The 13908-nt window shown below is 71.5% G+C and carries 9 protein-coding genes; 6 read left to right on the top strand and 3 right to left on the bottom strand.

Translation table 11 applies throughout. The features are described from left to right. Positions 1-118: 118 nt before the first annotated feature. Positions 119-3661, bottom strand: coding sequence for a DNA polymerase III subunit alpha (dnaE, locus tag H7H31_RS27180; RefSeq protein WP_187065012.1), 3543 nt, complete (start codon positions 3659-3661; stop codon positions 119-121). Positions 3662-3852: 191 nt separating this feature from the next. On the opposite strand from dnaE, the gene H7H31_RS27175 reads away from it, so the two are divergent. From H7H31_RS27175 to H7H31_RS27155, 5 genes are all read left to right on the top strand, one after another. Continuing rightward, positions 3853-5178 carry a DUF2252 domain-containing protein gene (locus H7H31_RS27175; RefSeq protein ID WP_187065011.1) on the top strand — a complete coding sequence of 442 codons (1326 nt, stop codon included), beginning with the start codon at positions 3853-3855 and terminating at the stop codon, positions 5176-5178. Between the two features lie 85 nt (positions 5179-5263). Beyond that, positions 5264-6406 (top strand): thioredoxin domain-containing protein, encoded by a 1143-nt coding sequence (locus H7H31_RS34670; RefSeq protein WP_187118111.1) that lies wholly within the window; start codon positions 5264-5266, stop codon positions 6404-6406. Between the two features lie 205 nt (positions 6407-6611). Continuing rightward, positions 6612-7292: a hypothetical protein gene (locus tag H7H31_RS27165; protein ID WP_176161131.1), complete on the top strand. Its 681-nt coding sequence runs from the start codon at positions 6612-6614 to the stop codon at positions 7290-7292. Between the two features lie 178 nt (positions 7293-7470). Then, positions 7471-8319 (top strand): thioredoxin domain-containing protein, encoded by an 849-nt coding sequence (locus H7H31_RS27160; protein ID WP_187065010.1) that lies wholly within the window; start codon positions 7471-7473, stop codon positions 8317-8319. A 120-nt stretch (positions 8320-8439) separates the two neighbouring features. Then, a complete protein-coding gene (locus H7H31_RS27155) occupies positions 8440-10098 on the top strand; it encodes an alkaline phosphatase D family protein (protein WP_187065029.1) in 1659 nt (552 codons plus the stop codon). 99 nt (positions 10099-10197) lie between these two features. Here H7H31_RS27155 and H7H31_RS27150 read toward each other — a convergent pair whose 3' ends face one another. After that, positions 10198-10821 carry a dienelactone hydrolase family protein gene (locus H7H31_RS27150; RefSeq protein ID WP_187065009.1) on the bottom strand — a complete coding sequence of 208 codons (624 nt, stop codon included), beginning with the start codon at positions 10819-10821 and terminating at the stop codon, positions 10198-10200. Positions 10822-10884: 63 nt separating this feature from the next. Between H7H31_RS27150 and H7H31_RS27145 the strand changes: the two genes are divergently transcribed. Next, positions 10885-11988 (top strand): mechanosensitive ion channel family protein, encoded by a 1104-nt coding sequence (locus H7H31_RS27145; protein ID WP_187065008.1) that lies wholly within the window; start codon positions 10885-10887, stop codon positions 11986-11988. A gap of 37 nt (positions 11989-12025) precedes the next feature. Here H7H31_RS27145 and H7H31_RS27140 read toward each other — a convergent pair whose 3' ends face one another. Then, the gene (locus tag H7H31_RS27140; RefSeq protein WP_187065007.1) at positions 12026-13639 is read right to left on the bottom strand and encodes a Na+/H+ antiporter; all 1614 of its coding nucleotides are present in this window, start codon (positions 13637-13639) and stop codon (positions 12026-12028) included. Positions 13640-13908: the final 269 nt, after the last annotated feature.

Raw genomic sequence — 13908 nt, 5'->3', positions numbered from 1 at the left:
GTCCCGCGTGGGACGCGCCCCTTTATCGTCGCACTCGCCGCTCTTTCCGCCCGCCGCTCCGCCGTCCCGCGCGGCCCCGCCCGCCGCGTGCGTCGCTACGCGCCCAGGCGGGAGTCGCCTACGCGCCCAGGCAGGACGGGCCGAGCAGCACCTTCAGGTCGCCGAAGAGCGCCGGGTCGGCCGTGACGCGGTGCCGGTCGAGGCGCAGCACGGTGGTCTTGCGGGCGCCCTGGAGCTTGATCCGCACCTCGGTGGAGCCGCGGTGGTGCGTGAGCACCTCGCCGAGCTTCTCCACCAGCGGCGGGGTGACCTTGACGGTGGGGATGGTGATGGTGACCGGCGCGTCGACGGACGCCTCGGACAGGTCGGGAACCATCATCTCCATGGCGACCAGCCGGGGCACGTCCTCGCGCTTGTCGAGCCGGCCCTTGACGAAGACGACCGTGTCCTCGACCAGTTGGGTGGAGACGAGCTGGTAGGTCGCGGGGAAGAACATGCAGTCGATCGAGCCCGCCAGGTCCTCGACCGTCGCGATGGCCCAGGCGTTGCCCTGCTTGGTCATCTTGCGCTGGAGGCCGGAGATGATGCCGCCGATGGTGACGATCGCGCCGTCCGCGTGCTCGCCGCCGGTGAGCTGCGCGATGGCCGCGTCCGCCTTGTCGTTCAGCACGTGCTCGATGCCGAACAGCGGGTGGTCGGAGACGTAGAGGCCGAGCATCTCCCGCTCCTGGGCGAGGAGGTACGCCTTGTCCCACTCGATGTCGGAGAACTCGACGTCGAGCCCGAAGCCCGGGGTGTCGTCGGCGCTGTCGTCGCCCATGCCGCCGAAGAGGTCGAACTGCCCCTCGGCCTCCTTGCGCTTCACCGCGACCACGTTGTCGATCATGGTCTCGTAGTGCGCCGTCAGGCCCTTGCGGGTGTGGCCCATCTCGTCGAAGGCGCCGGCCTTGATCAGCGACTCGGTGGTGCGCTTGTTGCAGCAGACCGCCTCGACCTTGTCGAGGTAGTCGGGGAAGGAGGCGAACTTCCCCTTCGCCTTGCGGCTGCGGATGATCGAGTCGACCACGTTCTGGCCGACGTTGCGCACGGCGGTCAGGCCGAAGAGGATCACGTCGTCGCCCTGGGCGGCGAAGTTCGCCTCCGACTCGTTGACGTTCGGCGGCAGCACCCGGATGCCCATGCGGCGGCACTCGTTGAGGTAGATCGCCGACTTGTCCTTGTCGTCGCGCACCGAGGTGAGCAGCGCCGACATGTACTCGGCCGGGTAGTTGGCCTTGAGGTAGGCGGTCCAGTAGGTGACCAGGCCGTACGCGGACGAGTGCGCCTTGTTGAAGGCGTAGCCGGCGAACGGGACCAGCACGTCCCACACGGCCTGGATGGCCTCGTCGGAGTAGTCGCGCTCCCGCATGCCCTTCTGGAAGGGGATGAACTCCTTGTCGAGGACCTCCTGCTTCTTCTTGCCCATGGCCCGGCGCAGCAGGTCGGCCTGGCCGAGCGAGTAGCCGGCGAGCACCTGGGCGGCCTTCTGCACCTGCTCCTGGTACACGATGAGGCCGTAGGTGATGCCGAGGACCTCCTTGAGGGGCTCCTCCAGCTCCGGGTGGATCGGGGTGATCTCCTGCTGGCCGTTCTTGCGCAGGGCGTAGTTGGTGTGCGAGTTCATGCCCATCGGGCCCGGCCGGTACAGGGCCGAGACGGCGGAGATGTCCTCGAAGTTGTCGGGCTTCATCAGGCGCAGCAGGGAGCGCATGGGCCCGCCGTCGAACTGGAAGACGCCGAGCGTGTCGCCTCGGCACAGCAGTTCGTAGGTCTTCGGGTCGTCCAGCGGCAGCGAGAGCAGCTCGATGTCGATGCCCTTGTTGCGCTTGATGAGCTTGACCGCGTCATCCATGATCGTCAGGTTGCGCAGACCCAGGAAGTCCATCTTGAGGAGACCGAGGTCTTCGCAGGTGGGGTAGTCCCACTGGGTGATCGTCACGCCGTCGGTGTGCCGCACCCACACCGGCACGTGGTCGGTGATCGTCTCGCTGGACATGATCACGCCGGCGGCGTGCACGCCCATCTGCCGCACCAGGCCCTCGACGCCCTTCGCGGTGTCGATCACCTTCTTGACGTCGGGCTCGTTCTCGTACATCGCCCGCACCTCGCCCGCCTCGCTGTAGCGGGGGTGCTTGGGGTTGGTGATGCCGTCGAGGTTGATGCCCTTGCCGAGCACGTCGGCCGGCATGGCCTTGGTGATGCGGTCGCCCATCGCGTACGGGTAGCCGAGCACGCGGGAGGAGTCCTTGATGGCGTTCTTCGCCTTGATCGTGCCGTACGTGCCGATCATCGCGACCTTGTCGGCGCCGTACTTCTCCGTCACGTACCGGATCACCTCGGAGCGCCGACGCTCGTCGAAGTCGATGTCGACATCGGGCATGGACACGCGCTCGGGGTTGAGGAACCGCTCGAAGATCAGCCCGTGTTCCACCGGGTCGAGGTCGGTGATGCCCAGCGCGTACGACACGATCGAGCCGGCCGCCGAGCCACGGCCCGGGCCCACCGCGATCCCGTTGTTCTTGGCCCACATGATGAAGTCGGCCACCACGAGGAAGTAGCCCGGGAACCCCATCTGGATGATGATGTCCATCTCGTACTCGACGAGCTTCTGCCGGTCCTCCGGAACGCCACCGGGATAGCGACGGCCCATGCCGCGCTTGACTTCCTCCTGGAACCAGGTGACCTCGCTGTACCCCTCGGGCACGTCGAACCGGGGCATCAGGTCGCGCTTCTCGAACCAGCCCGTCGTGTCGATCTGCTCCGCCACCAGAAGGGTGTTGGCGCACCCCTGCTGCCAGGCGTCGGAGGAGTCCACCGCGTACATCTCCTCGGTGGACTTGACGTAGTAGCCGGTGCCGTCGAAACGGAACCGGTCCGGGTCCGAGATGTTCTTTCCGGTCTGGATGCACAGCAGTGCGTCGTGCGCCGACGCCTCGTGCGCGTACGTGTAGTGCGAGTCGTTGGTCACCAGCGGCGGGATGCCCAGCTTCTTGCCGATCTCCAGAAGACCGTCGCGGACCCGCTTCTCGATGTCGAGGCCGTGGTCCATCAGCTCCAGGAAATACCGGCCCTTACCGAAGATCTCCTGGTATTCGGCCGCCGCCTTGAGCGCCTCGTCGAAATGGCCGAGCCGCAACCGGGTCTGCACCTCGCCGGAGGGGCACCCGGTCGAGGCGATCAGCCCCTCCGCGTGCTCGGCGATCACTTCCTTGTCCATACGGGGCCACTTCGTCAGCCACCCCTCCTTGTACGCGTCCGACGAGAGCCGGAAGAGGTTGTGCAGACCCGTCTTGCTGGCCGCCCAGATCGTCTTGTGCGTGTAACCACCGGAACCCGAGACGTCGTCGCGCTTCTGGTGCGGCTGGCCCCACTGGATACGCCGCTTGTTCCGCCGCGACTCGGGGGCCACGTACGCCTCGATACCGATGATCGGCGTGATGCCCGCCTTCGTCGCCTGCTGGTAGAAGTCGTAGGCGCCGTGCAGGTTTCCGTGGTCGGTCATGGCGATGTGCGACATGCCCATCTTGGAGCACGCCTCGAACATGTCCTTGAGCCGCGCCGCACCATCGAGCAGCGAATACTGAGTGTGCACGTGCAGATGCGTGAAGGGCGGCTTGGCCACGGTGGAAGACCTCCGGCGAACAGTGGGTGACGGATGCGGTCCCCTCCTCCCCGCGGGGTGAGCCAGGAGGGAAAGATGGCTCCGAAGTCTACTTCGGGCTACTGACAGCGGGCGGGCACTCGCGGCGGGCGCCGCGCGTTGGACCGGCCGGAACGACTGTTCCACGCGACGCATCCCAGGAGGACCCAGCGATGGCGACCGAGCACGGCCAGGCCGCACAGCGCGGCGAGCAGATCCTCGCCGTCTTCGACACCGCCTTCGGCGAGCTGCTCGCCGCGGACCCGGCGGCCTTCCGGGTCAAGTTCCGGAAGATGGCCGCCTCGGCGTTCGCCTTCTACCGGGGCACGGCCTCGCTGTTCTACGGCGACCTGGAGGCCGACCGCGAGGGCGGGCCCTACCTGGACGAGCGCACCAGCCGGGTGTGGATCCACGGCGACCTGCACGCCGAGAACTTCGGCACCTACATGGACGCCAACGGCCGCCTGGTCTTCAACGTCAACGACTTCGACGAGGCGTACGTGGGCCCCTTCACCTGGGACCTCAAGCGCTTCGCGGCCTCCGTCGCGCTGATCGGCTACACCAAGGCCCTCAGCGACGAGGCGATCACCTCCCTGGTGCGCACGTACGCGGGCGCCTACCGCGAGCGCGTCGCGGCCCTGGCCGCCGGCGCCAAGGACGAGGAGGTGCCGCCCTTCACGCTGGACACCGCCGACGGGCCGCTGCTCGACGCGCTGCGGGTGGCCCGCTCGCTGACCCGGTTCGGGCTGCTCGACTCGATGACCGAGATCCGCGACTTCGAGCGCCGCTTCGCCCCCGGCGGCGGCTCCATCGAGCTGGACGCGGCGACCCGTTACAAGGTGCTCGCCGCCTTCGACGGCTACCTGGAGACGCTGCCGGAGTCCAGCCTGGACCGGCCCGACTCCTACCGGGTCAAGGACGTGGTGGGCCGTCGCGGGATCGGCATCGGCAGCGCTGGCCTGCCCTCGTACAACATCCTGCTCGAAGGCAACAGCGACGCCCTGGAGAACGACGTCGTGATCTACCTCAAGCAGGCGCAGACCCCGGCCGTCGCCTCGCACATCACCGACGCGCGGGTGCGCGACTACTTCCAGCACGAGGGGCACCGCACGGTCATCTCGCAGCGCGCGCTCCAGGCGCACGCCGACCCGTGGCTGGGCTGGACCGAGCTGAACGGCGCGGGGCAACTGGTCGCCGAGGTCTCGCCGTACGCCGTGGACCTGGACTGGTCCGACATCGACGACCTGGACGAGATCACCGCGGTCGTCGCGGACCTGGGCCGGGCCACCGCGACGATGCACGCGGCGGCCGACGACGAGAGCGGCCACTCGCTGGTGCCGTTCTCCACCGAGCGGGCCATCGACGCGGCCATCGCCGCCGACGAGGACGGTTTCCCCGAACTGCTGGTGGACTTCGCGCACTCCTACGGCGCCCGGGCGCGGGCCGACCACCAGATCTTCGTGGACCTCTTCCGCAACGGAGCGATCCCCGGACTGTGACCTCCCCCACTCCGGCGCCGGCCGGAGTGCGGCGGGGCCGCACACGCCGCCGAACGCCTGTCCGGCCCGGCTAATGTGACTGGCCATGCAGCCAGGTCAGCAGCGGCCCGAGGGCGAGCAGCCCGCACAGGGCCCGCCCTCCAGCCCGCCGCCCCACGCCCCGTACCCGCCGCAGCCCGGCGCCCAGCCCCCGCAGCCGGACCCGTACGCCCAGCCGGGCCAGCCGGACCGGCCGGGCGCAGCCGCGGGACTCCCGTCCGTGGGGTCGCCGGCCGGCCCCGTCGGCGGCGCGTGGGGCCCGCCCGAGGCGCCGCGACCGGCTGTCGGTGACGCGAAGCGGCGCGCGACGCTGACGGTCGTGGCCTCGGTGGCCGCGATCGCGCTGGCGGTCACCGGCGTCCTCGTGCTCGGCGGCAAGGGCGGCGACGGCGCCAAGGACGGCGCGGGCCCCGTCGCCAAGGACGGCTTCGTCGGGGGCGGCGACGGACAGGGCGCGGACGGCGCCACCGGTGGCGCCGGCGACACCAGCGGCGGCACGGACGGCGGCACCGGCGAGTCCACGGGTGGAACCAGCGGCTCCGGCTCGACGGGTGCCAGCGGGGGCACGGGCGGCGGGCGGCAGCCGACCGGCGAGCTGACCAAGCCCGCGCACAGCGCCGGCCCGGACGGCACCACGGTCGTGATCGGCGAGCCGAAGGCCACCGGAACCCTGGAGCTGTACGAGGACCTGCGCTGCCCGCCGTGCGCGCAGTTCGAGCAGACCATCGGCGACACCGTCATCAAGGACATCAAGGCCGGCAAGTACAGGGCGCGGTTCACGATGGGCACCTTCCTCGACAACACGATGGGCGGCTCCGGCTCCCACAACGCCCTCAGCGCGCTGGGCGCCGCGCTGGACGTCAGCCCGCAGGCGTTCCTGGACTACAAGAGGGCCCTGTACGACGAGCGCAACCACCCCCAGGAGGGCGCGGACTCCTTCGCGTCGGACGCCTACCTGCTCAAGGTCGCCGGCCAGGTCCCCGCGCTGGGCTCGAACTCCGAGTTCCAGGACCACGTGCGCGCCGGCACCTTCGACGCCTGGGCGAAGAAGATGTCCGCGGCCTTCGACGCGAGCGGGGTGCCGTCGACGCCGACCATCAAGCTCAACGGCCAGGACCTGACCACGGACGGCGTGAACAGGCCCACGACCGCCCCGGAGTTCACCAAGGCGGTGGACGAACAGCTCTGAGCCCACGGGCCGGACGCGGCCCCTCCCCGGCCGCCACCCCGCCCCCGGGCCCGGCCGGCCGCGCGTGTGGGGCGGCCGGCCGGACAGCCCACGTACGTGACATGAGTCACACACGGCGGGCTGAGCGGCGGCGGCGCGGGACCGGAGGGGGAGATGCCGAATCTTGACACGCCACTTATCCGCGGCCGTGGCACACTCTCCGGCGATGGACATATCGGCGGCACGGTTGCGAGCGGTACGCGCGGCGCTGTTCACAGCGCTGTGCGTGACGCTGTCCGCTGCTTCCCACGTGCTGCTCTCCCGTGCCCCGCTCCCCCTGACGACCGTCGTGCTGCTGTGCGTCGCCGTCTTCGGCATCGCCTACGCGCTGGCGGGCCGCGAGCGCGGTTACGGCTCGATCGCCGCCCTGCTCGTACCGCTCGAACTGGCCGCCGACACCGTCTTCACCGCCGGCCAGCACGCGTGCTACGGACAGGCGGGCGGGCCGGTGGCCGGTCCGCTGCGCTCGATGGGCGTGGACCTGCTGTGCCACGGCGGTGACGTCGGCTCGCCGCTGGCCCAGATGACCGCCGACGGCAACAGCGCCGCCGTCACGGTCGGGTCGGGCACCGACTCGGCCGCGCCGTGGCTGCTGCTCGCCGCGCACGTGGCGATCGGCCTGGTCGCCGCCGCGTGGCTGCGCCGGGGCGAGGCCGCGCTCGGCCAGTTGTTGCGGGCGCTCGCCGCCTTCGCGTTCCGCCCGCTCCTGGTGGCCTTCGCCGCCGCGGCGAACCCGCCGCCCCGCGCACCGGGTCGCCCCGCGCGCCGCGCCCTGCCCGCGCGGGGCCTGCCACTCCTCCTGCACTCCGTCGTCAGGCGCGGTCCGCCGCTCGCCCTCGCGGCCTGAGCCCAGCGCCCGCCGCGAGCGGCCAGCGCCCTCGCGCGGGGCCTAACGCCCAGCGCGCCGAAGCCGGCACACCGGACGCCGCGGTACGCCGCGCGCCCGCGTACGCCGGCTCCCGCGGTGCTCACGAGGCCGCCCGCGGTCGAACCCCCAGCCCCACGACGACGGAGAAGACACAGCCATGAGCAAGCGAAACAACCAGCAGAACAAGCAGGCGGCCCGTGAGCGGCTGCGCGCCGAGCGGGAGAAGCAGGCGAAGAAGGAGAAGACGCGGCGGCAACTGGTCGTCGGCGGCTCCATCGTCGCGGTCCTCGCCGTGGCCGGCGGCATCGGCGTGGCCATCGCCAACATGAACGAGGGCGCCGAGACCAAGGTCAGCAACAAGGAGTGGAAGAGCGAGGCCAAGAAGAAGGCGTTCGCGAAGCCGGCCAACAGCGCGGGCGACAAGGGCACCGAGGTCGTCATAGGCAAGAAGGACGCCAAGAACACCCTCACCGTCTACGAGGACATGCGGTGCCCGGTCTGCTCCACCTTCGAGCAGAGCACCGGCGAGACGCTGCTGAAGGACATCGAGGACGGCAAGTACAAGGCCCAGTTCAAGATGGGCACCTTCCTCGACGACGTGCCGCAGATTAGCGGCTCGGGTTCGAAGAACGCGCTGAGCGCGCTCGGCGCCGCCCTGAACGTCAGCCCGGACGCGTTCCTGGAGTACAAGAAGGTCCTCTTCGACGCGAAGAACCACCCCGACGAGCGCGAGGACGAGTACTCCGACGACAAGCGCCTGGTCGAGCTGGCCCAGGACGTGAAGTCGCTGAAGGACAACAAGAACTTCGAGAAGGCCGTGAAGGACGGCACCTACGACAAGTGGGCGCTGGAGATGTCGAAGGTCTTCGACAAGGCGAAGGACGAGGGGATCACCGGCACCCCCGCCTTCCAGCTCAACGGCAAGAAGCTCACGGTGGGCAAGGACAACCCGCCCATGTCGCCCGAGGAGTTCACCGCCGTGGTCGACCAGAACCTGAAGAAGTAGTCAGCGCACCGGCGACCTGACAGCGGCGGGCGGGCGAACACTCGGTGTCCGCCCGCCCGCCGCTCTTACCCCATCGGCTACTGGCCAGTATGGTCAACGGCCGTGACCTCCCCAGACGCCATATCCCAGGCAACCGAGACCTCCCCCGCGAGCCGCGCGACCGGCATCACCCGCCGCACCGCCGTCACGGCCGCCGCGACCACCGCGGCCCTGCTCCCGCTCGGGCTCCCCGCGGCGCACGCCGCCGACCCCGGCCCCGCCTTCGCGCACGGCGTCGCCTCCGGCGACCCGCTGCCCGACGGCGTGCTGCTGTGGACCCGCGTGACGCCGAGCCCGGACGCCGTGCCCGGCTCCGGCCGGGGCGCGGCGGTCGAGGTCACCTGGGAGGTCTCCGAGTCCCAGGACTTCGCCGCGCCCACCGCGCGCGGCAGCGTCAGGGCCACGGCCGACAGCGACCACACCGTCAAGGCCGACGTGCGCGGGCTGCGACCGGCCACCGCGTACTACTACCGGTTCGCGGTCGGCGACGTGCGCTCACCGGTCGGGCGCACCCGTACCGCCCCGGCGGCGGACGCCTCGGACGGCAACGTGCGGTTCGGCGTGGTCTCGTGCGCCAACTGGGAGGCCGGGTACTTCTCGGCGTACCGGCACCTGGCCGCGCGCCGCGACCTGGACGCCGTGCTGCACCTGGGCGACTACCTGTACGAGTACGGGACCGGGACCTACCCGGAGGGCAAGGACGTGGTGCGCCAGCACTCGCCCCGGCACGAGATCGTCACCCTCGCCGACTACCGGGCGCGGCACGGCCACTACCGCACCGACACCGACCTGCGGGCGGTGCACGCCGCGCACCCGGTCATCGCGATCTGGGACGACCACGAGTTCGCCAACGACGCCTGGTCGGGCGGCGCGGAGAACCACACCCCGGGCGCCGAGGGCGAGTGGGCGCGCCGGGTCGCGGTGGCCAAGCAGGCGTACTTCGAGTGGATGCCGGTGCGGCCGAGCACCGAGGGCACCACCTACCGCCGGCTGCGCTTCGGCTCGCTGGCCGATCTGCACCTGCTCGACCTGCGTTCGTTCCGCTCGGCACAGGCGAAGGCGGGCAGCGGCGCGGTGGACGACCCGGAGCGCACCATCACCGGGCGGGCCCAGCTCGACTGGCTCAAGTCCGGGCTGGCGGCCTCGAACGCGCGCTGGAAGCTGGTCGGCACCTCGGTGATGATCTCCCCGTTCGCGTTCGGGTCGCTCCCCGCGCACCTGCTCAAGCCGCTGGTCGAACTCCTCGGCCTGCCCACGGAGGGCGTCGCGCCCAGCGTCGACCAGTGGGACGGCTACACCGACGACCGCCGCGAACTCCTGGCCCACCTGCGCGAGCGCGGCATCGACAACACGGTCTTCCTCACCGGCGACATCCACATGGCCTGGGCCAACGACGTGCCGACCAGGGCGGCGACGTACCCGCTCTCGCCCTCGGCCGCGACCGAGTTCGTGGTCACGTCGGTGACCTCGGACAACATCGACGACCTGCTGAACGTCGCGCCGCACACGGTCTCGCTGGCCGCGGTCGCCGCGATCAAGGCCGCCAACCGGCACGTGAAGTGGCTGGACATGGACTCGCACGGCTACGGCGTGCTCGACGTGACGGAACAGCGCACGCAGATGGACTACTTCACCCTCTCCGACCGGACCGATCCGAACGCCACCGCCTCCTGGGCCCGCTCGTACCGCACCCGGTCCGGCACCCAGCGCGTGGAGCGCGCCGACCAGCCGGTGCGCTAGCGCACGCGGCTCGGCGCCCGCCCCGGCCTGTGCGGCGGGGGCGGGCGCCGAGCGGGGTGCACGCCGAGCGGGGTGGGCGCCCAGCGGGGCGAGGGCGGCTCAGGCGACCTCGTCCAGGAAGGCCAGCGCCACCTTCCAGGTGTTCTCCGCGGCCTCCGCGTCGTAGTCCGGCAGCTCGGGGTCGGTGAACAGGTGGCCCGCGCCCGGGTAGCGGTATACCTCCACGTCCGCTCCGGCCCGGCCCATGCGCAGGTACCAGGCGCTCAGCCAGTCGTGCGGCTCGAACGGGTCCGGGTCGGCGACGTGGAGCTGCACCGGCAGCCCGTCGGTCGCCGCGTCCTCCGCGATGTCGGACGTGCCGTGCAGCAGGAGCAGGCCGCGCGCCTTGGCGTCGCCCAGCGCCAGGGTCTGCGCGATCGAGCCGCCCAGCGAGAAGCCCGCGTAGACCACACCTCGGTCGGAGAGCGGGGCCACCGCGCGCACGGCGCGCACCAGCAGCTCGTCCGTGCCGATCTCTTCCCTGATCGCCATGCCGTCCTCGACGGATTCGCAGGTTCGGCCCTCGTACAGGTCGGGCACATGCACCTCGTGCCCGGCGGCGCGCAGCCGCTCGGCAGCCGCGTGGACTGCCGGCCGCAGCCCGTACGCGGAGTGGAAGAGCACAATCGTCGATGTCGGGGCCACCGCTGTCACATCCCTGTCGCTGTTTCGTTCGCACCCCATCGTGCCAGTTACGGTGGCGGGCGGTGACCCGCGAAGAGGACCCGAAGAGGAGCTGAGTAGTCCATGGAGGACGTGCTGCGACCGCTGATCGTGATCGGCGGTTCGGTCGCGCTCACCGTCGTCGTCGGCTGGCTGGCCGATCGACTGCTGAGCAGGACCGACCAGCGCCACCCGGAGACACCGCTGTGGGGGTTGCTTCGGCGCTGCCGCTTCCCGTTCCAGGTAGCGCTGTGTACGAGCGTCATCCACGGCTCGTACCGGGAGACGCACCTGCTCAGTGACGAGAACCACTGGGAGGCGGTGGGCCTGGTGCTCACCCTGGTGAGCATCGTCATGGTGGGCTGGTTGATAGTGCGCGTCTCGGCCGCCGTCATCGAGTCCAGCTACGCGCGCTACGCCACGGGACGGCGCGATCCCGCGCGCGCCCGGCGGGTGCGCACCCAGCTGACGCTGATCCAGCGGGTGGTCACGGCGGTGGTGGGCGTGGTGGCCGCCGCGGTGATGCTGCTCCAGTTCCCGGCGATGCAGGCGTTCGGCACCTCGATGCTGGCCTCGGCCGGTGTGCTCGGCATCGTCGCCGGTATCGCCGCCCAGTCCACGTTGGGCAACCTCTTCGCCGGGCTCCAGATCGCCTTCGGCGACACCGTCCGCATAGGGGACACGGTGGTCGTGGAGGGCGAGTGGGGCACGGTGCACGAGATCACGCTCACCTACCTGGTCGTCCGCACCTGGGACGAGCGCATGATCACGATGCCGGTCTCCTACTTCACCAGCAAGCCCTTCGAGAACTGGTCCCGTGGCGGCGCCCAGATGACCGGCACCGTCTTCTTCCAGCTCGACCACGCGACGCCGGTGGCCCAGATGCGCGAGCGGCTGCGCGAGATCCTCGACGAGTGCCCCGCCTGGGACGGCCGGGCCTGGAACCTCGTCGTCACCGACTCCACGCCGACCACCATGGAGGTACGGGCCCTGGCCACCGCGCGCAACGCCGACGACCTGTGGACGCTGCGCTGCGAGGTCCGCGAGAAACTGCTGATCTGGCTGCGCGACGAGCACCCGTACGCGCTGCCGCGCGTCCTCACCGCGCCCGCGCCCGGCCAGGACCCCGCCCAGCTGCCGGCGCAGGGCCCGTCCCCGGAGCCGGCCGAGGTCGCGCCGCGGCCCTGACCGGGCGCGGCGCTGGCGGGCTCAGCCCCGGTCGGGCTCAGCTCTGCTCGGGCGGCGGGGCGCCGCGCAGGCTGCGCATGTCCAACTGGTGCAGCACCCGGTCGGCGATCTCCGGATCGGCGCCCGGCTCGCTGCGGGCGCTCAGCACCTCGTGCCGGGCGGCCGACAACAGCTCGCCGTTGACGCGCTGGAGCCGCTTGAGGCGCGCCACCCGCTTCTCGTGCCCCTCCCGCCGGTCCTCCTCCAGGATGTCCGGGTAGATCCGCACGCCGAGGTCGTACGCCCGGCGCGCGACCTGCTCCAGGAGTTCGTCGGGCAGGTCCTCCTCCTCCTCCTGGATCTCCTTGAGCCGGCGGCGGGTCGCCCGCAGGACGCGTTCGGCCAGCTCGCGCTCGAACGCCTGCTCCGCCTTGGCGTCCGGGCTCACCCGCAGCCGCCGCACCAGCCACGGCAGGGTCAGGCCCTGAATGACCAGGGTCGCCAGCACGACCGAGAAGGCGATGAAGAGGATCTCGTCCCGGGCCGGGAACGCGTCCCCGCCGTCCACGGTGAACGGGATGGCCAGCGCCAGCGCGACCGAGGCCACCCCGCGCATCCCCGACCACCACATGATCACCGTCTCCCGCCAGCTCATCGGGATGTCCTCGTCGTAGTCCCGGCGCCGGTGCAGCCGCCGGGCCAGCCAGGCCGCGGGCAGCAGCCACAGCAGCCGCACGCCGACCACGACGCCGACGACGGCCGCCCCCGTGCCCAGGAGTTCGCCCCAGCGCCCGGACACGGTGCCGAACACGTTGTGCAGCTCAAGGCCGATGAGCCCGAAGGCGACGCCGGTCACCAGGGTGTCCACGACCTCCCAGAAGGTGCGCCCGGCGAGCCGCCCCAGCACGTCGTCGGCGTCCATCGCGTGCTCGGTCAGGAAGAGCGCGGTGGTCAGCACCGCGAGCACGCCGGAGCCGTGGAACTCCTCGGCGAGCACGTACGCGGCGAACGGCACGAGGAGCGTCAGCCCGATCTGGAGCGTCGGGTCCTCCAGCCGCCCCATCAGCCGGGCCGTCGCCCAGCCGAGACCGAGCCCTACGGCCACCGCCACCACCGCCGACAGCGCGAGCGTGCCGAGCGCGGCCGGCAGCGAGAAGCTGCCGCTCACCGCGGCGGCCAGGGCCACGTGGTAGAGCACGATGGCCGTGACGTCGTTGAACAGGCCCTCGCCCTCCAGGATGGAGACCATGCGCCGCGGCAGCCCGAGCCGGCCGGCCACCGCGGTGGCCGCGACCGGGTCCGGCGGGGCGACCAGCGCGCCGAGCACGACGGCGCCGGCGAGCGGCAGCCCGGGCACGATGGCGTGCGCGAGCGCGGCCACCGCGGCGGTGGTGACGAAGACCAGCGCCACCGCGAGCAGGAAGATGGCCCGCTTGTTGGCCGCGAACTGTCGCCACGAGGTGCGCTGCACGGCCGCGTACAGCAACGGCGGCAGCACCAGCGGGAGGATCAGCTCGGGCGGCACCCGCACGTTCGGCACCCACGGCACCAGCGCGAGACCCACCCCGATCAGCGTCATCAGCACCGGCGGCGGCAGGCTGAGCCGTTCCCCGACGGGGACCATCACCACGGCCCCGAGCAGCAGCAGGAGCAGCAGGGCGAGCTGGTCCACGGGCCGAACCTTCCGATGACGGTCAGGTGATCACGGCTTCCAGCGTGCCATTTCCGCACGCCACCCGCCGCGCTCGCTCCGGGCCCGGTCACCCGGCGCACCCGACACCGCGCCCCGGCACGGCGCCGAGGCACCCACGGCACCCGCGCGGGACGTGCGCGCGGCGCACGCGGGGCGGGTACGCGGGGCGGCTCGGGTGCGCGCGGCCCCGGCCGTGACGCGCCCAGCGGATGACCCGGACCCGGCGGCTCGGCCGGCCGGGTGAGCCG

Origin of the sequence: Streptomyces buecherae, assembly GCF_014295035.1 — a bacterium.
Taxonomy (GTDB): domain Bacteria; phylum Actinomycetota; class Actinomycetes; order Streptomycetales; family Streptomycetaceae; genus Streptomyces; species Streptomyces youssoufiensis.
This window is presented reverse-complemented; position numbering and strand designations above follow the sequence as displayed.

Excerpts from the sequence above, each read along its gene's own strand:
- H7H31_RS27175 (WP_187065011.1), top strand. The coding sequence starts at position 3,853 with ATGGCGACCGAGCACGGCCAGGCCGCACAGCGCGGCGAGCAGATCCTC.
- H7H31_RS34670 (WP_187118111.1), top strand. The coding sequence starts at position 5,264 with ATGCAGCCAGGTCAGCAGCGGCCCGAGGGCGAGCAGCCCGCACAGGGC.
- H7H31_RS27165 (WP_176161131.1), top strand. The coding sequence starts at position 6,612 with ATGGACATATCGGCGGCACGGTTGCGAGCGGTACGCGCGGCGCTGTTC.
- H7H31_RS27160 (WP_187065010.1), top strand. The coding sequence starts at position 7,471 with ATGAGCAAGCGAAACAACCAGCAGAACAAGCAGGCGGCCCGTGAGCGG.
- H7H31_RS27150 (WP_187065009.1), bottom strand. The coding sequence starts at position 10,821 with ATGGGGTGCGAACGAAACAGCGACAGGGATGTGACAGCGGTGGCCCCG.
- H7H31_RS27145 (WP_187065008.1), top strand. The coding sequence starts at position 10,885 with ATGGAGGACGTGCTGCGACCGCTGATCGTGATCGGCGGTTCGGTCGCG.